A 24,183-nucleotide genomic window follows, 5' to 3' on the forward strand; every position below is an offset into this window, starting at 1 on the left:
GGCTCCCCGCGGGCCTGAACCCATTTCATGAGGAGCGCTGCCATGGCAGAGCCGCGGCCCGTCCTGGAGATGACGGGCATTGTCAAAGAATTTTCGGGGGTACGGGCTCTGTCGGGCGTCGACTTCCGGCTCTTCCCCGGGGAGATCCACGCCCTGATGGGCGAGAACGGTGCGGGGAAGTCCACCCTCATCAAGGTGCTGACGGGCGTCTACTCCCTCGACGGCGGCACCATCACCCTCGACGGGAAGTCCGTGCTGTTCGGCAGCCCGCTGCAGGCGCAGCAGGCCGGGATCAGCACGGTCTACCAGGAGGTGAACCTCTGCCCCAACCTCTCGGTGGCGGAGAACATCTTCATCGGACGCGAACCGACCCGCGCCGGCCGCATCCAGTGGAAGCGCCTGCGCCGCGAGGCGGCGGAGTTGGTCGACCGGCTGGGCCTCGACATCGACGTGACCGCCCCCCTGTCCTCGTACCCGCTGGCCGTTCAGCAACTGGTCGCGATCGTGCGGTCGGTGAGCACCGGCGACAACCTCGGCGGAGGATCCGGCACCAAAGTGCTGGTCCTCGACGAGCCGACGTCCAGCCTCGACCGCGGCGAGGTCCAGGAACTGTTCCGCCTGATGCGGCAGTTGAAGGACGAGGGCGTGGCGATCCTGTTCGTCTCGCACTTCCTCGACCAGATCTACGAGGTCTGCGACCGGATGACCGTGCTGCGCAACGGCACCCTCGTCGGTGAGCACATGGTCGCCGACCTCGACCAGGTCGGCCTGGTCCAGCTGATGATCGGCAAGGAGCTCGACCAGCTGGAGGAGCTCCACGACCAGCAGCTGCGGGCCGATGTCGGCGAGTCGCTGCTGCACGCCGAGGGGCTCGGCAGGGTCGGTGCCATCGACCCGTTCGACCTGGAGATCAAGAAGGGCGAAGTCGTCGGTCTGGCGGGCCTTCTGGGCTCCGGCCGTACCGAACTCGCCCGGCTGCTCTTCGGAGCGGATCAGCCGGACAGCGGCAAGGTGACGATCGGCGGCAAGCAGGTGTCGATGAGCGCCCCGAACGACGCCATCGGCGCCGGCGTCGCGTTCTGCTCGGAGAACCGCAAGACCGAGGGCCTGGTGCCGGACCTCACGGTGCGTGAGAACATCATCCTCGCGCTGCAGGCGGCCCGCGGCTGGACCCGCCCGATCCCGGCGTCCCAGCGGGACGAACTGGTCGCCAAGTACATCAAGGCGCTGGACATCCGCCCCGCCAACCCCGAGGCCCGCGTCGGCCAGCTCAGCGGCGGCAACCAGCAGAAGGTTCTGCTCGCCCGCTGGCTGATCACCCAGCCGAAGCTCCTCATCCTGGACGAGCCGACACGCGGTATCGACGTCGGCGCCAAGGCCGAGATCCAGAAGCTGGTGGTCTCCCTCTCCGAGGACGGCATGTCCGTCCTGTACATCGCGGCCGAGCTGGAGGAGGTACTCCGGCTCAGCCACACCATCGGAGTGCTGCGCGACCGCCGGCTGGTGGCGCAGATCGCCAACGGCCCCGAGATCACCCCCAGCCGGATTCTGGAGACCATCGCGAGCGGAGAACACGAGTGAGCACCCCGTCCCGATGGCGAGCGCTGACGCACCACCACCTGTTCTGGCCGACAGCGGTGCTGGTCCTCCTGCTGCTCGTCAACGTTCCCTTCACACCCGACTTCTTCTCGATCAAGATGACCGGCGGCCACCTCTACGGCAGCCTCGTCTCGATCGTGCTGTTCGGCTCGCCCCTGATCCTGGTGGCGGTCGGCATGACCCTGGTCATCGCCACCGGCGGCATCGATCTCTCCGTCGGCGCGGTGGTCGCCATCACCGGAGCCCTCGCCTGCTCGTACATCAGTGACCAGGCCGACCAGAGCGCCCTCTCCGGCGTGCTGCTCGCCATGGGCATCGGACTGCTGGCCGCGGTCGTCTGCGGCCTCTGGAACGGCTTCCTCGTCGCCAGGATGGGCATCCAGCCGATCATCGCCACGCTGATCATCATGGTCGCCGGACGCGGTGTCGCCCAGCTGATCACCGACGGCCAGATCATCACCATCAACAGCGAGCCGTACAAGCTGATCGGCGGCGGCTACTGGCTGACGCTGCCCTTCTCCATCTTCGTGGTCGCCGTGGTCGTCGCCATCACCGTCGCGCTGACCCGGAAGACGGCCCTCGGTCTGCTCGTCGAGTCGGTCGGCGGCAACGCCGAGGCCAGCCGCCTGGTGGGCATCAGGTCCCGGCGAATCAAGATCATGGTGTACGTGTTCTGCGCCCTGTGCGCGGGCATCGCGGGCCTGATGATCAGCTCCAACACCTCGGCCGCGGACGGCAACAACGCCGGCCTGTGGATCGAGCTCGACGCGATCCTCGCCGTGGTGATCGGCGGTACCTCGCTGCTGGGCGGCCGGTTCTCCATCGGCGGCACGGTCGTCGGCGCCCTCGTCATCCAGACCCTGACCACCACGATCTACACCATCGGCGTGCCCACCCAGACCAACCTGGTCTTCAAGGCCGCCGTCGTCATCGTCGTCTGCCTGCTGCAGTCCCCGAAGTTCCGTGCCAAGGTCTTCGGCGCGAAGTTCGGCGCCAGGTTCGGGCCCAAGTCCGGCTCCACCCCCGGCGCCAAGGACGGCGGCAAGCCGGCCGCGGCTCCGTCGGAGACCGCCGCGACGACCGAGGCCGCTCCCCAGATGGAGGTGTCGTGATGACCACGACCACCCAGCCCCCCGCCGCCACGGACAGCCGTACGCCGTCCAGGGCCGCGCGTCTGCTCGGCGACCGGCGGCTGCCCGTCCTGGTGACGGCGCTGCTCTTCCTCGTGATGTACGTGGCGGGACTGAGCCGGTACGTGAACTACGGGTTCGCCGAACCGCAGGTCTTCATGAACCTGTTCATCGACAACAGCTACCTGCTGGTCGCCGCCGTCGGTGCCACGTTCGTCATCCTGTCCGGCGGGATCGACCTGTCGGTGGGGTCCCTGATCGGCTTCACCACCATGCTGACGGCATGGCTGGTGGAGCGCCAGGGGCTGCCCCTCGTCGTGGTCGTCCCCATCGCGCTGGGCGTGGGCGCGTTCGGCGGCTTCCTGATGGGCTACGTGATCCACAACTTCGAGATCCAGCCCTTCATCGTCACCCTCGCCGGCCTCTTCCTCTTCCGCGGACTGTGCCTGGTCATCAGCAAGGAGTCGATCTCCATCGGCGACTCCACCGTGAGCAGCCTCGCCCAGACCCAGGTGTCGCTCGGGGCGGGTTTCCTGTCGGTCGGGGCCGTGATCGCCCTGGTCGTCCTCGCGGGGGCGTTCTACGTGCTGCACTACACGCGCTTCGGGCGCCGGGTGTACGCCATCGGAGGCAACGAGCAGTCGGCGATGCTGATGGGTCTGCCGCAGGGCGGCACGAAGATCGCCGTGTACACGGTGAGCGGATTCTGCTCGGCGCTGGCCGGTCTGCTGTTCACCCTGTACATCCAGTCCGGTGACCCGCTGCACGCGACCGGCATGGAGCTCGACGCGATCGCCGCGGTCGTCATCGGCGGCACGCTGCTGACGGGCGGCTCCGGCTATGTCGTGGGTACCCTGTTCGGCGTTCTCGTCCTGGGCCTGATCAAGAGCATCATCCAGTTCGAGGGCACGCTCAGCTCCTGGTGGACGAAGATCGCCACGGGTGTGCTGCTGTGCGCCTTCATCCTCATCCAGCGCGCGATGACGGCCCGCAAGAAGACCTGAGCCGTCGTCCCGGTCACCGCCCGAGCGGCCCGTCGCACGAGACACGCCCCCCGCGTGCCGTGCGACGGGCCGCTTCGGCGTTCAGCGCATCGGCCTGCTCTTGGTGACGACGGCGCCCCACCGGGCGAGGCCGCTGATGACGATGCGTGGGGCGCCCGTCCTCGCCCGGTGGGCCCCGCGCTTGCCGAACAGACCGAAGAGACCCAAGCCCTTGACCTGGACCTCGACATCGTCGGGAACCACGATCTGGGTACCGCCCCAGAGAGCGACGGCGAGGACCCGCGTCTCCTTGCCGGTGAAGCGGGCCTCGCTCAGGTCGAGGCGGCCGCCGCCGAACATCGACCAGGCGGTGAACCTGGGCGGGACGACCCACTCGCCTCGGCGATGGAATCCCCCGAACATCGCCAACGCGAAACGGGACGACGGCGGGCGGTCCACCACGAGCGCGTCCCGGTGACCGGGCCGGGGGAGACCGCGGGTCGCGAGCTGCAGTTCCCCGCGGGTCTTCGCCTGGTAGATCCCGGTGAGCCGCTGGTCGAGCTCGGCCATCTCGATCCGACCGGAGCCGAGCGCGTCACGGACCCGCTCGGCCGCCTGGTCCCGCTCGTCGTCCGAGGCGAGCAGCCCCCGTTCAAAATCCCCTATTTCCTCGGTCACGCGCGGATTCTCGCACGTCCCGAGTGCCGGTCTGTGATCGAGTTCGGCTCAACTCGTCATCACGAAGGTCTGGTTGGCAAAAAGCGGCGCCCGGGGCGTGGGTGCCCCGGGCGCCGCTCGGTGGGTCTCGGCGTCAGCCGAAGATGATGCCGTAGGCCTTGCTGCCGGTGCGGTTGTCGTAGACGACGTCGCCGGTGGACTTCTTCCAGATCTTGATGCGGAAGGTGTCCGGGGAGTCGGTGACGGTGAGGCGGAAGCCGTAGCCGCTCGTGCCGTTCACCGTGCCCGAGCCCTGGTACTGGGCCTCGGAGTCGGTGACGACCAGCCAGTCGGACGCCGTGGCCCGGAAGGACAGCTTGGCCGCCGCGTAGTCGAAGGTCGCGTTGCCGCTGGGGACGGTGGCGCCCTTCTTGTACGCGGCCCCGAAGGAGAAGCCGGCCGGAGCGGTCAGGGTCGGCTTCGCCGGGTAGGCGCCCGCCGGGGAGGAGATGATGCCGACGCCCGCGACGGGACCCGCCGCGCGGTCGTAGACGATCAGCTCGGGCAGCTCCGCGCTGTCCGTGCCCCCGTCGTCGTCGGTGACGGTGATCTCCGGCCGGTGGATGCCCGCCCCGGCGTAGGTGTGGGTGGCCTGGCAGCGGGAGGCCGTGACCTTGCCCGTGGTGGGCGCGGTGCCGTCCTTCCAGTCGACCCGGCAGGTCTGGGTGTCTGCCGTGCCCAGGTCGGTGAAGGCCGCGTTGACCACCGCGGCCTGGCCGGCGGCCACCGGTCCCGGTCCCGCGGCCGCCGTGATCACCGGGGCCGCGTTGGCGACCGTGACGGTGAGCGAGTCGCTGCTGCGACCGCCGGTCAGTGTGACCTGGTAGGTGCCGTCGTCCTCGCAGGTGAGCGCGGTGAGGATGGCACCGGGGTCGGAGAAGGCGCAGGGCGCCCCGTCCTGGACCGTCCACTTGGGGCCGCCGGCTCCGGAGATGGTGCCGGTGAGGGAGATCGCGCTGCCCTCGGTGCCGCTCGCGTCCGGACCCGCGTGGACGATGGTGACCGGGTCGATGCTGGTCAGCGTCGGGACGACCTTCTTGATCAGGCCGTCGGAGTCGAACTCCAGCTTGTCGATGGTGGTTTCGCGGTGGGTGCCGTCACCGCCCGGGATGGCGAAACGGTGGTAGGCGATGTACCAGTCGTCGGTGTTCGGGACATGGACCACCGAGTGGTGGCCGGGGCCCTTGATGCCGAGCGAGAGGTCCTTCTCGAGGATCACGCCCTGCTTGGTCCAGGGGCCGGTCGGGGAGGGGCCGGTGGCGTAGGCGACCCGGTAGTTCTCGTCCCGGGTGTCGTTCTCCGACCACATGAGGTAGTAGGTGCCCTTGCGCTTGATGACGAAGGAGCCCTCGTTGTAGCCGCTCGGGGTGATGTTGGTGACCTTGGCGGCGTCGAACGAGACCATGTCGTCGTTCAGCGGCACGACGTAGGCCCGGCCGTTGCCCCAGTACAGGTACGACTGGCCGTCGTCGTCGGTGAAGACGGCCGGGTCGATCATCTGTCCGGTGTACTGGCCGGCCTTGAGCAGCGGCTTGCCCAGGGCGTCCTTGAACGGGCCGGTGGGCGAGTCGGAGACGGCGACACCGATGTTCGCGTCGGCGCAGAAGTAGAAGTAGTACTTGCCGTCCTTCTCGGCGATCGTCGGCGCCCACGCCCTGCTGTCCGCCCAGGACACGTCCGGCCCCAGGTCGAGGATCACGCCGTGGTCCTTCCAGTGGACCAGGTCCGTGGAGGAGTACGCCTTGAACTGCGTGCCGCTCCAGCCCTCGAAGCCGTCGGTGGTCGGGTAGATGTAGAAGGTGTCGCCGAAGCGGACGATGTTCGGGTCGGCGTTGAGCCCCGGCAGCACCGGGCTCTTCATGATCAGCGCCGAGACCGTCCAGGTGCGCTTCGCGCCGTCCGAGCCGGTGACCTCGTAGGTCTGCGGCTTGGTGAAGTCGCGCAGCGTGCCGGAGGCGGGGCTGATGGTCGCGCCGTGGGCGAGGGTGAACTCCGGTGCCAGGGCGCCCGGCTCACTGCCCTCGGTCAGCGGCAGCGTGACGGTGCTGTGCGCGTCGTCGATGATGGCGTCGACCTTCAGCGCCGGGTGGGTCGCCGCGGCGATTCCCGTGGTGTTGCCGCTGAGTTCGAGGACCTCGGCGGGCGTGAGGGCCCGGTTGTAGACGCGGAAGTCGTCCACTTCGCCGCCGAAGTATGGGTCGGGGGAGTAGAGGGACTTGCCGATGTAGCCGGAGTAGCCCTTCGACGCGTCGTAGAGCTCGCTCGGCTTGATGGTGACGCCGGTCGCGCGGGCGGCCTCGACGCCGTCCACGTAGAGGACCGCCGTCTCGCTCGCGCCGTCCACGGTGACGGTCACGTGCTGCCACTTGCCCGCGGTGAGCGGGGAGCCGGCCGTCATCTGCTTCTCACCCGACCAGGTGGCCCTGGTGATGGCCGAGAACGTCTTGCCGCCGCCGTTGGAGGGGGTGGCGAAGAGGTACTTGTTGTTGTCCGGGCCCAGCCCGAACAGCCACTGGAAGTTGTCCCCGCCCTTCCACTTGACGTACGTGGAGACGGTGACGCTCTCCGCGCCCTTCAGAACGCCGTTCGGGATCCGGACGTAGGGCGCGGTGGTGGAGGAGCTGGAACCGCCGGACATCTTGAAGGAGTTGCCCTCCACGCCCGTTCCGAAGTCGGGCGTCCGGACGTAGGTGCCGTGGTAGCCGCGGCCGCTGGAGTCACGGACGATGTTTCCGCCGGCCTCGTCGAACCTGTAGTCCAGGACGAGGTCCGACGGTACGTCGGAGCCCTCCTCGGAGACGGTGACCTCGGCCTCGACCTTGAGTGCGGAGCCGTCCGGCAGAGCGCCCTGCACCGTGAACGTGCCCGCCTGGGCGTACGCCGAGGCCGGGACGTCGTCCCAGGTGACGGAGACGGGGCGCTCGGCGCCGTCGGCGTACTTCGCGATGACGGTGGCCGGCAGGACCGGCGCCTGACCGATGCGCGTCTTCACCGAGACGTCCTCGGCGCTCTGAACGAGCTGGTCGGACTGGTATGCGCGCAGCAGCCGGTCGTACTCCGCCTGGGTCACCGGGAGCACCGTGCCGTGGCGGGGCTTGGCGGGCAGGTCGTAGCCGGTGGACGGGGTCCACTGGCCCGAGTCGAGGTCGGTCGACTCGAACGGGATGTAGCCGCGGCCGCCGAACTCGTCCGCGAACAGGTACCACTTCTCCTCGGTGTTGGACTTGAAGACCAGCGGTCCCTCGGCGGCGCTCATCGTCCCCTTGCCGATGCCCGCGACGACCGGGTCGTACGACGGGTTGAGGATCGAGTCGCTCTTCTCCTCGAAGATGAACTTGCTGTCGGGGGTGGAGGAGGTGTTGTTCCGCTCGTCCTTGGAGAAGCGGTAGTACTCACCGTCGTGCTTGATCATCGTGGAGTCGATGACCGAGTAGCCGCGGTCGATCCACACCTTGGGCTCGCTGAAGGTGTAGAAGTCACGGGTGGTGGCGTACATCATGCGGTTGTACGTGTCCCCGGAGTGCTCGGGGTTGTCGTACAGCTTCGACGCCCAGAAGACCACGTACTCGCCGAGCTTCTCGTCGTAGAAGGCCTCCGGCGCCCAGGTGTTGCCGGCGCTGTCGGGCGAGACCTTCACCAGGCGCTGGTTGGTCCAGTGGACCAGGTCGGTGGACTCCCACACCATGATGGACTTGCTGCCGGTGCGCTGGGAGGCGTCCCAGTTGCCGTTGCCGTAGATCCTGAGGTCGGTGGCGATCTGGTAGAACTTGTCGCCCTCGGGGGAGCGGATGATGAACGGGTCGCGCAGGCCCTTCTCGCCCAGCGTGGACGTCAGTACGGGCTTGCCGTCGTTCAACTCCCGCCAGTGCAGCGGGTCGTTGCCCTTGCTCAGGGCGGCGTAGAGCTGCTCGCCGTCCGCGGTGCCCTCGCCGGTGAAGTAGCTGAACATGTAGCCCTTGAGGGCTTCCCTGACGGGGAGTTCGGGCACCTTGGCGGTGAAGGCGCGGGTCGCCTTCGCGTCACCCTTCGTGACCGTGGCGGTCAGCTCGACGGTGGTGTCCCCGGCACCGTGCGCGGGGCGGTGCACCACGCCGTCGGCGGAGACGACGTCCGGGTCCGCGGAGGACCAGGCGACCTTCGTGTCGTAGGCGCCGGTCGCGGGCAGCGTCAGGTTTCCGCGGACGTCGTCGAGGTTGTGGACGCTCAGCGCGTCGGCGGCCTGACGGGTCGCCGTGGCGTCGTCGAACGCGGCCGGGACCGTGACGTCGAAGCTCTTGGTGGCGGTCACGGTGCCCTTCGTCAGGGTCGCCGTGAGCGTGGCGTGTCCGTCCGGCTCACCGGAGGGCGGGCGGGTGACCTTGCCGGCGGCGGACACCACGGAGGTGTTGTCGCTGGCCCAGGCGATCTTCGAGCCGCCGGCCGTGCCGGTGGTCGGCAGGCTCAGGTCCGAGACGACGGCACTGGTGTCGCCGAGAGTGAGGGCGGCCTTGTCGTCGGCGACGCCCTGGGTGGCCGCGGGGAGGGAGAGCTGCTCGACCTCCGTACCGGCCAGCGCGCGGTCGTAGACCCGGAAGTCGCGGATGCGGCCCTTGAAGAGCTTGTCGCCGGGATACACGGACTTGCCGACGTAGTTGGCCGTCGTGGTGCCGGAGCCGATCGCGCCGGGGGTGATGGTGACCGCCGTGTTGCGGCCGACCTCGACGCCGTCCTCGTACAGCACCCCGGTGTTGCCGGTCTGGGTGTAGGTGAGCGTCTTCCAGACGGCGCGGGTCAGGGCGTGCGAGTCGCCGGGCTTCGTCGTCTGCTCCGTCGACCAGTTGCCGGTGGCTATGGAGGTCCGGAACCCGTCACCGGTGGTGAAGAGGTAGCCGTTGCCGGCGGTGCCGCTCGTGTTGCCGAAGCCGTAAATGAAGTACGGGGTCGGCTGCGCGGAGTCGATCTTCACGTCCATGGAGACGGTGATCGAGTTCATGCCCTTCATGATGTCGTTCGGCACCTTGATGTAGGTGTCCGAGCCGTTGAAGGCGAGTCCCTCACCGGTGCCGGACCAGCCGGCGGCGCCGTTCACGAGGCCGTCCCGGCCGTGGCCGGAGGCATCGGTCGCGACGGTGCCCGAGGCCGCGTCGAGCTTGTACCAGAGGGCCAGGCCGTCGGTGATGTCCGCCGCCCGCGCGGGGGCGAGGGGACCGGCGAGTCCCAGGAGCAGCGAGGCCGTGGTCAGTCCGGCGAGCCGGACCGCCCTACGTCTCGCGCGGCCGCGGGGCCAGGGGGTGTGCAGCATGGACAGGTCTCCTCGTCGAGACATGCTTGAAGGAACGACAGGTCGGGACGGCGGGATCTGAACTCCCTGGGTGCCCCTCCGGTTTCGTCTGTATGACGTCGTGTTGCGCGAGTGTCAGACGTGACACACCACCGGGTCAAGAGGTCTCGAACAATGTCCGACCTGTCGAACGGCCATGGGGCGGACTGGCCGGTACGGGTTATTTGATGCTGTATGTGCTTTGTCTTCCGTTATATGGCGTCTAGCGTTCGCCGGGTGAGAGTCGCCGCGGGGCCCGGCCCCGCGTCACCGTCCCGGAAGCGAGGTGTGGAGCGCGTGCACGTGAGGTGCGGCTGCCGGCCGATTTCGGGGAAGAGAGCACGTCCCCGCAGACGGCGTGGGCTGCGGTTGCTCGCCGTGCTGCCGTTGCTCGCGTCGATGCTCGCCGCGTGCGGCAGCGACGAGGGCGGCGGAGCGCCCACCCTCAACTGGTACAACTTCCCCGACGACTCCGGCGCGCTCCAGACGGCCGCGGACCGGTGCAGCAAGGCGTCGGGCGGCCGCTACCGGATCAGCTACAACAAGCTTCCACGCGCCGCCGACGGCCAGCGCCAGCAGATGGTCCGCCGGCTCGCCGCCAAGGACAACTCGCTCGACATCCTGGGCCTGGACGTCACCTGGGCGGCGGAGTTCGCCGAGGCGCGCTGGATCCGCGAGTGGACCGGCGCGGCGAAGCGGCGGGCCGTCGAGGGCACCCTGCGGGTACCGCTGCAGACCTCGACCTGGAAGGGCAGGCTGTACGCCGTCCCGTACAACACCAACACCCAGCTCCTCTGGTACCGCAAGGACCTGGTCCCCACCCCGCCCAAGACGTGGGCCGAGATGATCGCGATGGCGCGCGTCCTCGCCCGGCAGGGCAAGCCGCACTACGTGGAGATCCAGGGCGCCCAGTACGAGGGCCTGACCGTCTGGTTCAACACGCTGATCAACAGCGCGGGCGGCTCCATCCTCAACCCGAGCGCGACCGAGCCCTCCCTCGGCCCGCCGGCCGTCAGGGCCGCCGAGGTCATGCGCAGGCTGGCGAACTCCCCGGGCGCTGACCCCTCCCTGTCCAACCAGATGGAGGACCAGAACCGCCTCGCCATGGAGTCGGGAACGGCGGCGTTCGAGATCAACTACCCGTTCGTCTATCCATCGATGAAGGAGAACAACCCGGCCCTGTTCAAGAACTTCGGCTGGGCCCTCTACCCCCGGGTCGAAGCGGGCCGCCCGGCCAGGCCCACCATCGGCGGCATCGACCTCGCCGTGAGCGCCTACTCGCGCCACCCCGGCCTGGCCTTCGAGGCGGCCCTGTGCCTGCGCAACCGGGAGAACCAGCTCACCGCCGCGCTCAAGGGCGGACTGCCGCCCACGCTGCGCGCCCTGTACGACGAGCCGGAGTTCATGAAGGCGTACCCGTTCTCCCGGGAGGTGCTGACTTCCTTGCAGGCGGCGAGCGTACGGCCGATCACTCCGGCCTACCAGAACATCTCGATCGCGATCTCCCACACGCTGTCCCCGCCGTCGGCGATCAATCCGGTGAGCTCGATCGAGACCATCAGGGGCCAGATCGACGATGCCCTGCGATCCGAGGGTGTGATCCCGTGAGCATGCAAGCCGAACCGGCCGGAGCCCCGCAGCCCCCGGAGGCGGAGCCGCCGAAGCAGGACCAGGCGGCGATCTCGGCGGGCGCCCGGCAGGAGCGCCGGCTCGGCTGGCTGCTGTGCGCACCCGCCGTGATCATCATGCTCGCCGTGACCGCCTATCCCATCGGATACGCCGTCTACCTGTCCCTCCAGCGGTACGACCTGCGGTTTCCGGGGCAGGCGAAGTGGGTGGGCCTGAGCAACTACGGGGCCGTGCTGACCTCCTCGTTCTGGTGGCAGGCGTTCTGGGTGACGCTGTTCATCACCGCCGTGTCCGTGGCCATCGAACTGGTCCTCGGCATGGGCCTCGCCCTGGTCATGCACCGCACGATCTTCACGCGCGGCGTCGTCCGTACGTCCGTCCTCATCCCGTACGGCATCGTCACCGTGGTCGCCGCCTTCTCCTGGCAGTACGCCTGGACCCCGGACCTCGGCTACCTCGCCGCGCTGCTGCCCTCGGGTGACGCCCCGCTGACCGAGCAGTGGTCCGCCCTGTGGCTGATCATCCTCGCCGAGGTGTGGAAGACGACGCCGTTCATGGCCCTGCTGCTGCTCGCGGGCCTCGCCCTGGTCCCCGAGGAGACCCTGAAGGCGGCCATGGTGGACGGCGCGACGTCCTGGCAGCGGTTCACCAAGGTCATGGTGCCGCTGATGAAGCCGGCGATCCTGGTGGCGCTGCTCTTCCGCACCCTGGACGCGTTCCGGATCTTCGACAACATCTACATCCTGACCGCGGGCGCCCAGGACACCGGCTCCGTGTCGATCCTCGGGTACGACAACCTGTTCACCGCGCTGAACCTGGGCATCGGGTCGGCGATCTCGGTCCTGATCTTCATCTGTGTCGGGATCATCGCCTTCACCTTCGTCAAGCTGTTCGGCGCGGCCGCACCGGGCGCGGAGGTGAAGCGCTGATGGCCGCCGTAGGCAAGACGCACGCGACCCGATGGGCCGTCGTCAACATCGTGGTGGTGCTGTACGCCCTGTTCCCGGTGTGGTGGATCGCCGCGCTGTCGTTCAAGGACCCGAGCACCCTCACCGACGGCGACTACATCCCGAGGGACTGGACCTGGGAGAACTACCGGGGCATCTTCCAGACCTCGGAGTTCACCAGGGCGCTGATCAACTCGATCGGCATCGCCCTGATCGCCACGGTCATCGCGGTGGTGCTCGGCACCATGGCCGCCTACGCGGTGGCCCGGCTGCGGTTCCCCGGCAAGCAGGTCCTCATCGGCATGTCGCTGCTGATCGCCATGTTCCCGCCGATCTCCCTGGTGTCACCGCTGTTCAACATCGAGCGGAACATCGGGATCTTCGACACCTGGATCGGGCTGATCATCCCGTACATGACCTTCTCGCTGCCGTTGGCGATCTACACCCTGTCGGCGTTCTTCCGGGAGATCCCCTGGGACCTGGAGAAGGCCGCCAAGGTGGACGGGGCCACGCCCGCGCAGGCGTTCCGCATGGTCATCGTGCCGCTGGCCGCCCCGGGCGTCTTCACCACGGCGATCCTCGTGTTCATCTTCTGCTGGAACGACTTCCTGTTCGCGATCTCGCTGACCTCCACGGAGGCCGCGCGGACGGTGCCGGCCGCGATCGCGTTCTTCACGGGCAGTTCGCAGTTCCAGCAGCCGACCGGGTCGATCGCCGCCGCCGCCGTGGTGATCACCATCCCGATCATCCTGTTCGTTCTGTTCTTCCAGCGGCGGATCGTCGCCGGACTGACCTCCGGGGCCGTCAAGGGATGACCCGCGAGGCATAGGCAAGGAGGCACCACCCATGGCCGAGATCGTCCTTGAGGGAGTCACCAAGCGTTTCCCCGACGGATCCCTCGCCGTCAAGGACGTGGACCTCGACATCGCCGACGGCGAGTTCGTGATCCTCGTCGGGCCGTCCGGATGCGGCAAGTCCACCACCCTGAACATGATCGCCGGGCTCGAGGACATCACCGAGGGCACGCTGCGCATCGGGGAGCGGGTCGTCAACGACCTCGCCCCCAAGGAGCGCGACGTCGCCATGGTGTTCCAGAGCTACGCCCTCTACCCGCACATGAGCGTCCGGGAGAACATGGGGTTCCCGCTGCGCCTGGCCAAGGTGGACAAGGACACCATCAACACCAAGGTCGAGGAGGCCGCGCGCGTTCTCGACCTGGGCGAGCACCTGGACCGCAAGCCCGCCAACCTCTCGGGCGGGCAGCGCCAGCGCGTCGCCATGGGGCGGGCGATCGTCCGCGACCCCAAGGCGTTCCTGATGGACGAACCGCTGTCCAACCTCGACGCCAAGCTCCGCGTGCAGATGCGCACCCAGATCTCCCGGCTGCAACGACGTCTGGGCACCACCACCGTGTACGTCACCCACGACCAGACCGAGGCGATGACCCTCGGCGACCGCGTCGTGGTCATGAGGCAGGGCCTGGTCCAGCAGATCGGCACGCCCGCGCAGCTCTACGACCTGCCGCGCAACCTCTTCGTCGCGGGCTTCATCGGCTCCCCGGCGATGAACTTCCTGAACGCGACCCTGGAGCACGGCGCCCTGCGTTCCCCCCTGGGGGAGATGCCCCTCGACAACCGCATGCGGCAGGAGTTGGAACGGCAGGACGCGCCCCGCGAGGTCATCATCGGACTGCGTCCGGAGGCCTTCGAGGACGCGGCCCTGTCCCGGCAGCGGGGAGGTACCGGCCCCGTCTTCACCGCCACCGTCGACGTGCTGGAGTCGCTGGGCTCCGACGTGTACGTCTACTTCTCCGCCGAGGGCGGGCCCGTGCAGACCGCCGAACTGGAGGAACTGGCCACCGACTCGGGCGCGCGGGACACCGGCGCCGGGGACGGGGGCGGCCAGCAGATCGTGGCCCGCCTGGACGCCGCGACCCGCGCCCGCGAGGGACAACAGGTGGAGCTCCAGGTCGACACGGCCAAGGCGCACGTGTTCGACCCGAGGACCGGCGTGAACCTGACGCATCCGGAGACCGCCCGCTGACGCACCCTGCCCGGCCGGGCTCGCCGCGCCGATCCGCTCAGCGCGCCCCGCCGGGCCGGGGGACCTCGTCCAGCGCCGGCGCGATGACCGCGAAGGCCCGATCGGTGAGTACGACGGGATCCTCGGTGCCCTCGCTGCCGCTCCACCGATGCAGCACCGTGTCGAAGGCGCTGAGCGCCATTCCGGCGGCCAGTCGCGGGTAGAGGTCGGCGTCCGGGGCCAGGCCCAGGCGCCCGGCCAGCTCCGTCGCCAGGGCGTCCCGCCACTGCGCCTGCCGTTCCAGGAAACGGGCGTACAGGGCGGGGGTGCGCAGGATCAGCCGGACCACCCGTAGGGCCCTGGCGGCGTGGTCGGAGTGGTCGGCGCAGGCTGCGACCGGGACCTGGACGGTGTGCCGCAGCGCCACCGACGGGGATTCGGCGGCGGGGCGCGCCGCCAGCTCGTCGCGCATGTCGGCGCCCATGCCGGCCAGGAACTGGACGACGACGTCCTCCTTCGAGGCGAAGTACCGGAAGAACGTCCGCTTGGACACCCCGGCCGCCGCCACGATCTCGTCGACGGTGACTCCGTCGAAGCCCTTCAGCGCGAGCAGTTGCAAGGCCGCCTCGGTCAACTCGTCCGAGACGAGCTGGCGTTTGCGCTGGGCGAGGGAGGTGTCGGGCCGAGGGTTCACCAGATCATCGTAGCGCGGTGTCATGTATGGCACCAAGTGCCTTCTTGACACTTGATGCCACTCAAGGCACGGTGTGGCGTATGACCGAACGACAGCAATGGACCGCCGACCGGATACCGGACCAGAGCGGGCGGGTGTTCGTCGTCACCGGGGCCAACAGCGGCCTGGGACTCGCGACCACCCGGGCCATCGCCCGAAAGGGCGCGCACGTGATCCTCGCGGTGCGCGACGAGGACAAGGGGCGGCGGGCGGCCGCGCGGATCACCGCCGAGCAGCCGGACGCCCGCCTCGACGTGCGCCGGATCGACCTGGCCGACCTCGACTCCGTCCGCGCCTTCGCCGACCGGACGCACACCGAGCACACCCGGCTGGACGTCCTGGTCAACAACGCCGGGGTGATGGCGCCGCCGCGCACGCTCAGCGCGCAGGGCCACGAGGTGCAGTTCGCCGCCAACCACCTCGGGCACTTCGCCCTCACCGGCCTGCTCCTGGACCTGCTGACCGCCGGGCGCGACCCCAGGGTGGTCACGGTGAGCTCGATGAACCACCGGCAGGGGCGACTGAACCTCGACGACCTCGCCGCCGAGCGCCGCTACTCACCGATGGGTTTCTACAACCAGTCCAAGCTGGCCAACGCCGTCTTCGGCCAGGAGCTGGACCGCCGGCTCACCGAGGCGGGCAGCCCGGTGCGCAGCCTGCTCGCGCACCCCGGCTACAGCGCGACGAACCTCCAGTTCGACGGGCCGGTCGCCCTGGTCAGCCTGCTCTTCGGCCGTGTCCTCGGCCCGTTGCTCGCGCAGCCCCCGGACCGGGGCGCGCTGCCGCAGCTGTACGCGGCCACCGCCCGCGACGTGACGGGCGGCGACTTCATCGGCCCCGACGGCCTCGGCGAACTGCGCGGCCATCCGACCCGGGTGCCGCTCTCGGCGGCGGCACGGGACGCCGGGACGGGTCGGCGGCTGTGGGAGGCGTCGGAGGAGCTGACGGGGGTGCGGTTCGTCTTTCCCACGTCCGTGTGAGGCGCGGTCAGCGGCGCGCCCGGGAGCGGGTCTCGCGCGGCGGGCGGATGAACTGGAGCTCCAGGGTGAGCGGGGGGTCGGCGACGCCGGGGCCGCCGGCGTCGGCCCAGCCGATCAGGTCGTCCGTGCAGTCGTCACCCATCGCGAAGCCCACCCAGACCGCACGCCCGCCGGCCAGCCGTCCGGCGGTGGAGGGCTGCACGACGACGACGTTGGCCTGGTCGCAGGGGCCCAGACAGTCCGTCGTACGGACGGTGAACCGCCCGCCGGAGGCGGCCGCACCGGCGCGCAGCCGGTCCAGCTGCCAGGCGTGGTCGGCGTCGGGGTACTTGCGGGGATCGCCGCAGCAGCAGCCGCGGCACACCACGAGGGTGCACGGCCGCTGCCCGGCCCGTATCACCGGCACCGGTCAGGAGGCCAGTCCGACGTGGGCCAGCGCCTGCCGCAGCAGAAAGCCGTGACCGCCCGGCATCTCGCTCTGCACCCCCGGCGACAGCGCCTCCTGGGGGCTGAACCAGACCAGGTCGAGGGCGTCCTGCCGGGGACGGCAGTCGCCGGTCACCGGGACGATGTAGGCGAGGGACACGGCGTGCTGACGCGGGTCGTGGTACGGCGAGACGCCCTGCGTCGGGAAGTACTCGGCGACGGTGAACGGCTGGAGGGAGGTCGGGACCCGGGGCAGGGCCACCGGGCCGAGGTCCTTCTCCAGGTGGCGAAGGAGGGCGTCGCGGACGCGCTCGTGGTGCATCACCCGGCCGGAGACCAGGGTCCGGCTGACATTGCCGTCCGGTCCGATGCGCAGCAGCAGTCCGATGCTGGTGACTTCGCCGCTGTCGTCGACGCGGACGGGCACGGCCTCGACGTACAGGATCGGCATGCGGGCGCGCGCCGATTCGAGCTCGTCGGACGTCAGCCAACCGGGCGTGGTTTCGGTCATGTCAGACATTGCTTGATCATACTTTCAGGAGTCGGCGGGCCAACGGTAGACCTGACGGGCGTTGTCCGCTCCCGCCCACCGGGCGATGCGCAGCGCGTCGGGCAGACTCAGTTCGTCGCCGTCCACCCGGTCCTGGAGCAATTCGCCCAGTCCCCTGCGGAAGGCCAGCGCACCGAGCCAGTGGAACTCCGAGACACCGTATGCGTCGGAGCTGTACAGCAGTTTGCGGAACGGTGTGATCTCCAACGCCTCCGCCACCACCGCCCGGGCCCGCGCGGGGCCGACGTAGTGGAGGGTGAGGCCGACGTCGAGGTACACCTGTTCGAACACCGTGGCCAGGTAGGCGGCCTGGCGCTGGTAGGGCCAGCAGTGCAGCAGGAGCACCGGGATCGTGCCGGCGGTCAGGTGCAACCAGTCGGTGAGCAGCGTGGGATCGGTGCGGTGCAGCCGGATGTCGTTGTCGCCGAAGCCGGTGTGGAGCTGGAGCGGCAGGCCCAGGTCGACGGCGGTCCACAGCAGGTGCCGTACGAGAACCGGGTCGTCGAGGCGGCCGCCCCGTAGCAGCCATCGCCGGGCCGCCTGCGTGACGTCGGCCGCGGCCGGGCGGGCCGGGTCCAGGTCGAAGCCGGTCCGGTAGGCGGCCACGGACTTCACGCCCACCACCCCGGGCCGCGCCACGGCGTCCCGGGCGGCCCGCGCGAACGTCCCGGCGTACTCGTCCGGTTCGACGCCGTCGGCCGCCACCCGCTCGGCAACGCTCTCCAGCCGGACGATCTCGTACGTCTCGTACGTGCCGAAGGCGTCCCCGGTGAGGTCCGCGGGTCCGAAGCCCGTGTCGACGCAGAACACCTCCACCCCCGCCGCGGCCAGGAAGCGCCGGTCGACCTCGCGCCGGCCCAGTTCGGCCCGGCGGGCCAGGTAAGCCTCGGCCGGGGCGTGGCGGGGCAGGTCGAGCAGGGGAGCGCAGTGGCGGCGCACGGCCACGCCCACGGGGCTGTCGAACGGCGAGATCCCGCTGCCCGGCCACCGCTCGCCCTCGGTGATCAGCGACTCGAAGTCCGCCCGGTCCAGGTCGACGGCGACCACGCCGTGGCAGTGGTGGTCGACCAGCCGCAGCTCGGCGAGGGTGTCGTGGACCGCGCCCATTCAGTACACCCAGCGGTATGCCGCCGCGACCCGGTCGTCGTCGAGACCGTGCACCGCGGCGATCTCCCCCTCGCGCACGGCGGCCACGGCGTCGGCGAGGACCGGGCCCAGCGCGCCCCGCAGCTCCCCGTCCGCGCGGAACTCCTCGACGGCCTCGGTCAGCGAGGTCGGCAGCCGGCGCACTCCCCGGGCGGCGGCCTCCTCGGCGTCGAGACCGGCCGGATCACCGGTGACCTCCTCGGGCAGCGACGCGCCCGACGCCAGGCCGTCCAGGCCCGCGGCGATCAGGCAGCCGAGGGCGAGATACGGGTTGGCGGCCAGGTCCACGGGTTTCACCTCCAGGTTCGCCTGCTGGTCGCGCAGTCCCGCCGTGCCGGTCACCACCCGGATCGCGGTCTCGCGGGTCTCCAGACCCCAGCAGGTGAAGACCCCGGCCCACTGGGACGGCTTGAGCCGCAGATGGCTGGCCGGGCTCGGCGCCGTCACGGCGGTGAGGGCCGGGAGGTGCGCCAGCACACCGGCCGCGAAGGACTCGGCGTCGGCCGTCATGCCGTACCGGCGCTCACCCCCGGAGTGCAGGTTCCTGCCGTCGCGCCAGGCGGAGAGGTGGACGTGGCCGCCGTTGCCGACGCCCCGTGCGACGACGGCGGGGGAGAAGGAGACCCGCAGCCCGTGGCGCTGTGCCACCGCCCGGACCGTCTGCCGCACCAGCACACTGCGGTCGGCCGCCGCCACCGGGTCGAGCGCGCCCACCGAGACCTCGAACTGCCCGGCCGCGTACTCGGGATGGACCTGGTCGACGTCCACGCCCTGCGCGGCGAGCGCGGCCAGCAGATCGCCCAGGTAGTCGCTCAGCTCCACCTGGCGGGTGGCCCCGTACGCCGGGCCGGTCGTCGCCGGCACGAACTCCCCGTCGGGCGCCGAGCCCCGGCCGACCGTCCACTCGATCTCGATGCCCGCGCGGAAGGTGAGGCCGTGGTCGCGGGCCGCGGCGGCGACGATCCGGCGCAGGAAGGTGCGGGAGCACCCCGGGTGCCGCTCCCCGTCCTGCGTGATCCGGTCGACCGGTGCCCACGCCCAGCCGGGCTGTGCGGCGAGCACCACCACTTGGTCGAGGTCGGGGTAGAGGCGCAGGTCGCCGTCGGGGGAGCCGAGCACGTCGGTGGTGACGATGTGGTCGTTGGCCAGGAAGGTGTCGAACACGGGGGACATGCCCACCCCCCAGGCCGCCGCCGAGGCCAGCCGGGAGGTGGGGACCGTCTTCACCCGGCCGATGCCCGCGGTGTCGACGTACGCCAGGACGATCCCGTGCACGCCCTGCTCGAAGAGGCTCCTGCTGAGCGCGGTGGCCCGGTCGACGTCGCCGGGGCGCCCACCGGGAACGGGATCGGCAAGGGTGGTCATACGTCCTCCACGTCGAGGTCCGCCACGGTCGGTGTGTCCGTCAGGGTTTCACGGCCACCGCTCCGAACTGCGGTACCAGGGACGGAGAGTCGGACTCGGCACGCCATCGCGAGCACGACACGAGGCCCGGCTCGACCAGGTCCAGTCCCTCGAAGAACGCGGCGATGTCCGTGCCGCTGCGGGCGGTGATCGGCGGCGTGGCGTTCTCGTTCCAGAACTCCATCGCCGGGATCTGGCCCTCGCCGTCGAGGTCCGCGTCGAACGTCGGGTGGGTCAGCACCAGGTAGCTGCCGGAGGGGACCGCCGCCATGACCCGCCGTACGATCTCGCGCGCCTTGTCGGTGTCGAGCACGAAGTTCAGGATGCCGAGGAACATGACCGCGACGGGCCGGTCGAAGTCGAGGGTGCCCGCGGCGCGTTGGAGGATGGCGTCCGGATCGTGCACGTCGGCGTCGATGTAGGCGGTGACGCCCTCGGAGGTTCCGGTCAGCAGGGTGCGCGCGTGGGCCAGCACGATCGGGTCGTTGTCGACGTACACGATCCGCGACTCGGGCGCGATCCGCTGGGCGATCTCGTGCGTGTTGTCCCCGGTGGGCAGCCCGGTGCCGATGTCCAGGAACTGCCGCACCCCGCGCTCCTCGGTCAGGAACCGCACCGCCCGGCCCAGGAACCAGCGGTCGGCGCGGGCGATGTCCCGGATCAGCGGGAACATCCCGGCCACGTGTTCACCGACGCGGCGGTCGATCTCGTAGTTGTCCTTGCCGCCGACCCAGTAGTTCCAGACCCGCGCGTTGTGCGCCACACCGGTGTTGAGCCGCGCCTTGTCGGTCACGTTCCGCCTCCTCCACGTCCGGGCCGCAGCCATTGTGCCGTCCCGTGATCAGCGTGTCATAGGGTGATGATCGGACCGCACCCGTACGGAAAGAAGGACATGCCCCACTCGCCCTCGTCCCTCGCCGCCCCCGAGTCCGCCGCCGTCGGTCCCGCCGACATCCGGCTGGTCGTCACCGACATGGACGGCACACTGCTGGACGACGACAAGCGGGCCCCCGCGGCACTGCGGGAGGTACTGGCGCGGCTGCGCGAGCGGGGCGTGCTCTTCAGCCCGGCGAGTGGACGGCAGTACGCCACGCTGGCGCGGGAGTTCGCGGACGTGGCCGAGGGCATGGTGTTCATCGCGGAGAACGGCACGTACGTCGTGCGCGACGGGGTGGAGCTGAGCTCCGACCCGCTGGCGCCCGAGGTGGTCGCCCGGGTCGTCGCCGCCGTACGGCAGTTGGTGGCGGACGGCGTCGACGTCGGGGCCGTCGTCTGCGGGAAGCGGTCCGCCTACGTGGAGCGGACCGACGAGCCGTTCCTGGCCGAGGTGCGCCGCTACTACGTGGAGAACCGGATCGTCGAGGACGTCGCCGCCGTAGACGACGAGGTCCTCAAGGTGGCCCTGTTCGACTTCGGGTCGGCGGAGCGGACCACCGCGCCCGCCCTCGCACCGCTGGCCGACACCCACCAGGTGGTCGTCTCCGGCGAGCACTGGGTCGACGTCATGAACCGCACCGCCAACAAGGGGACCGCACTGCGCCTGCTCCAGCGGGAGCTGGACGTCACTCCGGCGCAGACCCTGGTGTTCGGCGACTACCTCAACGACCTGGAGATGCTGGACGCCGCCGAGTGGTCCTTCGCCATGGCCAACGCCCACCCGGAGGTCGTCCGCCGGGCCCGCCACCTCGCCCCCAGCAACAACGACAACGGCGTCCTGCGCACCGTCGCGCGCCTGCTCGACCTGCCGGTCACCGGGCTCTGATCAGGGCGGGCTCTGATCACCGAACTCTGATCACCGGGCTGTGAGCCGTCACGGGCGGGGCTGCGCGAGCCCGTGCTGCCAGGCCCAGGCCGCGATCTCGACGCGGTTCCGGGCCGCCAGCTTCACCTGCACGCTGGACAGGTGCGTCTTCACCGTGGACAGGGACACGAAGAGTTCGGCGGCGATCTCGGCGTTGGTACGGCCGAGGGCGACCAGGCGGACCACGTCGAGCTCACGGTCGGTGAGGGGATCGCGCGGCGGCGACGCGGGCATCGGCGCCGCGGCGCCCGCCTGCGGTGCCGTGAGGTGTTTGAGCAGACGGACCGTGATCGACGGGGAGACCAGGGAGTCGCCGGCCGCGGCCGCCCGGACCGCCTCCGCGAGCAGGGCCGGGCCGGAGTCCTTGAGCAGGAACCCGCAGGCACCGCCGCGCAGCGCGCCGTAGACGTACTCGTCGAGGTCGAACGTCGTCACCACGACCACCCGCATCGGGTCGGCCACCTCCGGCCCCGCCAGCAGCCGGGTCGCCTCCAGACCGTCCAGCTTGGGCATCCGGATGTCCAGCAGGCACACGTCCGGCCGCACCCGCCGGGCCAGCGTCACCGCCTCCTCGCCGTCGGAGGCCTCGGCGACCACGGTCATGTCGGGCTGCGCGTCCAGGAAGAAGCGGAAGCCGGTGCGGACCATGTCCTGGTCGTCGGCGATCAGGACACGGATGGGCGCGGCGCCGGGGGCGGGGACGGTCATGGCTCGATCATGCCTCAGGGAGCGGGTCGGGAACGGGAGCGGGCACGGGAAGCAGGGTGGGCCGGCGGGGTTGTCAGTCCGCCGTCTGTGCGGGGTCTGCGGTCACCCTGCGCAGCAGCGGCTTGCTGGCGCCGACCGTCGCGAACATGGCCAGGGCGCCGAGGAGTACACAGACGGCCAGTTGTACGGCGCCGGATGTGTTGATCGTGGCGCCGAGCGCCCTGTTGAGCCGGTACGAGCCGTACACGCCCATGGCGGTGGTGCCGCCGGCCAGCACGACCAGGGGCAGGACCGTCTCCCGCAGCCGTGCCCGGTCCAGCACCCGCAGCGGCGTGCCGGCCAGCCGCAGCAGGCCGTAGACGCGCCGCCGGTCCAGGACGTTCGCCGCCGCGGTCAGGCCGGCGGAGGCGGTCGCCACCAGGAAGCCCAGGGCCAGCGTGGCGGTGCTGACCTCGGCGAAGCGGCCGAGGGCGACACGGTCGTTCGCCGTCACGTAGTCCTGCGTGTAGGGCGGGGTGGTCGTGGCGACGGACGCGAGGGCGGTGACGGCGGTGTCGATCCGCTCGGACCCGCCGGAGACATGGGCGATCACGCCGTGGCCGCCGGCCAGCAGACCGTCGTAGTCGTCCTCGCGGCCGAGGGCGATGGTCGCGGTGACACCCGCGCGGTGCAGCACCGTACGGGCCTCGGCGGCGGCGTGCCGGGCGGTGGCCGCGTCCGCGGTGACCACGGCGACCTGGTCCCGGTACTCCACGCCCTCCGAGCCGAGCTGGCTGACGGAGAAGAACCCGGCCGCGAAGCCGGCGAGGACCAGGCCGCTGACGGTGCGCCAGGCGCCGCGCGGGTCGTCGCTCAGCCGCCGGGCGGCCAGCAGGGTCGCCGGGCGCCGGGCGAAGCGGCCCGCGATCCGGCCGAGCCGGTCCACGACCCACGGGCCGAACAGCCAGAACGCCCCGTAGAACAGCAACAGGAGGGCGAGCGCCTGGCGGCCGGTCACGCCACTGCCGCTGAACTGGAAGACGCACAGCAGGGCCACCGCGAAGATCACCAGCCGGATCACCCGGGTGCGGCGCGGGTTCGCCTGCTGCGCGACCCCCAGCGGCGAGGACGCCACCTGGCGCAGCATCGACACCGCGCTGACCGTGATGAGCGCGGTGACCGCCGCCACCACGGCCAGGCACCACGGCAGACCCACCCACAACTGACCGGTGTACCAGTCTCCGACGCCGTACGGCACTCGCGCCAGGACAGGCAGCAGCGCCCCGTAGGCGACCGCCCCCGTGAGGGCGCCGGCAGCGCCGACCGCGGCCGCCTCGGCGGCGGTCATGCCGATGATCTGCCGGGGCGTCGCCCCGGCCAGCCGCAGCGCGGCGAGCCGCTGCTCGCGCCGGGCCGCGCCCAGCCGTCCGGCCGCCGAGGACAGTACGACCACGGGCATCCCGAGCAGTACGACACCGAGCAGCGCCGCTCCCCGGTCGGACGCCGTGAACAGGCTCGCCTTCGACCCGGAGAACCCGGAGATCTCGGCGCGCGCGGCCTGCCCCTGGTCGAACCAGTTGCCGCTCTCCAGCGCCTTCGACACCGCCGCGTCGGCCGGCGTCCGGCCCACCACGGCGACGAGTTCGTCGGGTGAGGCGAGGCCGGCCGCGCCGATCGTGCCGTACGACCTCACCTTCGGGAAACGGTCGGCGAGTCGGCCGGCGGGGAGTTCGCGGACCAGTTCGGCCAAGGCCGGGGAGAGGTATACCTCGCCCCGCTTCGGGAAGGCGTCGAGGCCGGGCGGTGCGGGGGTGGACGCGCGGCCCGGGAGCTGAGCCAGAGACACGACGCTGACGGGTTCGTGGCGGACGTACGTCGTCGCGAGCGCCTGGACGGCGGTGCCGTGCCGCGTGGGCTCGGGGGTGCGCCAGGCGGTGCGGTCGGCGCGGGCGCCGGAGCCGAGACATGCGGCGATCATCACCAGCATCACGAACGCGCCGACGGCGGCGGCCCCGGCCGCGAGCAGCTGACTCTGCAGGCCGCGGCGACCGGACGACCGGGCGAGATGCCAGGTCAGGGGCAGGACGGGGGAACGCATGGGGGCTCCGGGGCGGTGAGGGAGGGCAGGGC

The 24,183-nt window shown here is 70.6% G+C and carries 19 protein-coding genes; 9 read left to right on the top strand and 10 right to left on the bottom strand.

Annotated elements, in window-relative coordinates:
• Positions 1-42: 42 nt before the first annotated feature.
• Genes IG99_RS13835 through yjfF form a run of 3 tightly spaced genes read left to right on the top strand, consistent with a single transcriptional unit; the run spans position 43 to position 3,733 of the window.
• Positions 43-1,581, top strand: a complete 1,539-nt coding sequence (locus IG99_RS13835) for a sugar ABC transporter ATP-binding protein (protein ID WP_037673476.1) — start codon at positions 43-45, stop codon at positions 1,579-1,581.
• On the top strand, positions 1,578-2,711 hold the full coding sequence (locus IG99_RS13840) for an ABC transporter permease (protein WP_037673477.1): 1,134 nt from the start codon (positions 1,578-1,580) through the stop codon (positions 2,709-2,711). Before IG99_RS13835 ends, IG99_RS13840 begins: the two co-directional genes overlap by 4 nt.
• Positions 2,711-3,733, top strand: coding sequence for a galactofuranose ABC transporter, permease protein YjfF (yjfF, locus tag IG99_RS13845; RefSeq protein ID WP_037673479.1), 1,023 nt, complete (start codon positions 2,711-2,713; stop codon positions 3,731-3,733). The genes IG99_RS13840 and yjfF overlap by 1 nt, the downstream gene beginning before the upstream one ends.
• Before the next feature lie 81 nt (positions 3,734-3,814).
• Here yjfF and IG99_RS13850 read toward each other — a convergent pair whose 3' ends face one another.
• Positions 3,815-4,390: a DUF1707 SHOCT-like domain-containing protein gene (locus IG99_RS13850; protein ID WP_037673482.1), complete on the bottom strand. Its 576-nt coding sequence runs from the start codon at positions 4,388-4,390 to the stop codon at positions 3,815-3,817.
• A 133-nt stretch (positions 4,391-4,523) separates the two neighbouring features.
• Positions 4,524-9,710 (bottom strand): family 43 glycosylhydrolase, encoded by a 5,187-nt coding sequence (locus IG99_RS13855; RefSeq protein ID WP_037673483.1) that lies wholly within the window; start codon positions 9,708-9,710, stop codon positions 4,524-4,526.
• Positions 9,711-10,091: 381 nt separating this feature from the next.
• On the opposite strand from IG99_RS13855, the gene IG99_RS13860 reads away from it, so the two are divergent.
• The 4 genes from IG99_RS13860 to IG99_RS13875 are packed head-to-tail and all read left to right on the top strand — an operon-like array spanning position 10,092 to position 14,347.
• Entirely contained in the window at positions 10,092-11,336 is a 1,245-nt protein-coding gene (locus IG99_RS13860; RefSeq protein WP_051865377.1) for an ABC transporter substrate-binding protein, read from the top strand.
• A gap of 2 nt (positions 11,337-11,338) precedes the next feature.
• Positions 11,339-12,286, top strand: a complete 948-nt coding sequence (locus IG99_RS13865) for a carbohydrate ABC transporter permease (RefSeq protein WP_037673484.1) — start codon at positions 11,339-11,341, stop codon at positions 12,284-12,286.
• Positions 12,286-13,119, top strand: a complete 834-nt coding sequence (locus tag IG99_RS13870; protein WP_037673485.1) for a carbohydrate ABC transporter permease — start codon at positions 12,286-12,288, stop codon at positions 13,117-13,119. Before IG99_RS13865 ends, IG99_RS13870 begins: the two co-directional genes overlap by 1 nt.
• 31 nt (positions 13,120-13,150) lie before the next feature.
• Positions 13,151-14,347 carry an ABC transporter ATP-binding protein gene (locus tag IG99_RS13875; protein WP_037673487.1) on the top strand — a complete coding sequence of 399 codons (1,197 nt, stop codon included), beginning with the start codon at positions 13,151-13,153 and terminating at the stop codon, positions 14,345-14,347.
• 37 nt (positions 14,348-14,384) lie between these two features.
• Here IG99_RS13875 and IG99_RS13880 read toward each other — a convergent pair whose 3' ends face one another.
• Complete coding sequence (locus IG99_RS13880; protein WP_051865342.1) at positions 14,385-15,044, bottom strand: TetR family transcriptional regulator; 660 nt, start codon at positions 15,042-15,044, stop codon at positions 14,385-14,387.
• Between the two features lie 56 nt (positions 15,045-15,100).
• On the opposite strand from IG99_RS13880, the gene IG99_RS13885 reads away from it, so the two are divergent.
• On the top strand, positions 15,101-16,039 hold the full coding sequence (locus IG99_RS13885) for an oxidoreductase (RefSeq protein ID WP_037673489.1): 939 nt from the start codon (positions 15,101-15,103) through the stop codon (positions 16,037-16,039).
• Positions 16,040-16,046: 7 nt separating this feature from the next.
• On the opposite strand, the gene IG99_RS13890 is transcribed toward IG99_RS13885, so the two are convergent.
• The 5 genes from IG99_RS13890 to IG99_RS13910 are packed head-to-tail and all read right to left on the bottom strand — an operon-like array spanning position 16,047 to position 20,391.
• Entirely contained in the window at positions 16,047-16,445 is a 399-nt protein-coding gene (locus IG99_RS13890; protein WP_037673491.1) for a hypothetical protein, read from the bottom strand.
• A gap of 3 nt (positions 16,446-16,448) precedes the next feature.
• Positions 16,449-16,976, bottom strand: coding sequence for an NUDIX hydrolase family protein (locus IG99_RS13895; RefSeq protein WP_037673492.1), 528 nt, complete (start codon positions 16,974-16,976; stop codon positions 16,449-16,451).
• Positions 16,977-17,000: 24 nt separating this feature from the next.
• Positions 17,001-18,122: an amidohydrolase family protein gene (locus IG99_RS13900; RefSeq protein WP_037673494.1), complete on the bottom strand. Its 1,122-nt coding sequence runs from the start codon at positions 18,120-18,122 to the stop codon at positions 17,001-17,003.
• On the bottom strand, positions 18,123-19,526 hold the full coding sequence (locus tag IG99_RS13905; RefSeq protein ID WP_037673497.1) for a type I glutamate--ammonia ligase: 1,404 nt from the start codon (positions 19,524-19,526) through the stop codon (positions 18,123-18,125).
• Positions 19,527-19,566: 40 nt separating this feature from the next.
• On the bottom strand, positions 19,567-20,391 hold the full coding sequence (locus IG99_RS13910) for an SAM-dependent methyltransferase (protein WP_037673499.1): 825 nt from the start codon (positions 20,389-20,391) through the stop codon (positions 19,567-19,569).
• Positions 20,392-20,457: 66 nt separating this feature from the next.
• Here IG99_RS13910 and IG99_RS13915 point away from each other — a divergent pair, with 66 nt between their 5' ends.
• Positions 20,458-21,327, top strand: a complete 870-nt coding sequence (locus IG99_RS13915) for a Cof-type HAD-IIB family hydrolase (protein WP_037673600.1) — start codon at positions 20,458-20,460, stop codon at positions 21,325-21,327.
• 48 nt (positions 21,328-21,375) lie between these two features.
• On the opposite strand, the gene IG99_RS13920 is transcribed toward IG99_RS13915, so the two are convergent.
• Positions 21,376-22,074, bottom strand: coding sequence for a response regulator transcription factor (locus tag IG99_RS13920; RefSeq protein ID WP_037673502.1), 699 nt, complete (start codon positions 22,072-22,074; stop codon positions 21,376-21,378).
• 73 nt (positions 22,075-22,147) lie between these two features.
• Positions 22,148-24,151, bottom strand: coding sequence for an FtsX-like permease family protein (locus tag IG99_RS13925; protein WP_037673504.1), 2,004 nt, complete (start codon positions 24,149-24,151; stop codon positions 22,148-22,150).
• Between the last annotated feature and the right edge of the window lie 32 nt (positions 24,152-24,183).

This window comes from Streptomyces griseus subsp. griseus (assembly GCF_000720255.1).
Taxonomy (GTDB): domain Bacteria; phylum Actinomycetota; class Actinomycetes; order Streptomycetales; family Streptomycetaceae; genus Streptomyces; species Streptomyces griseus_I.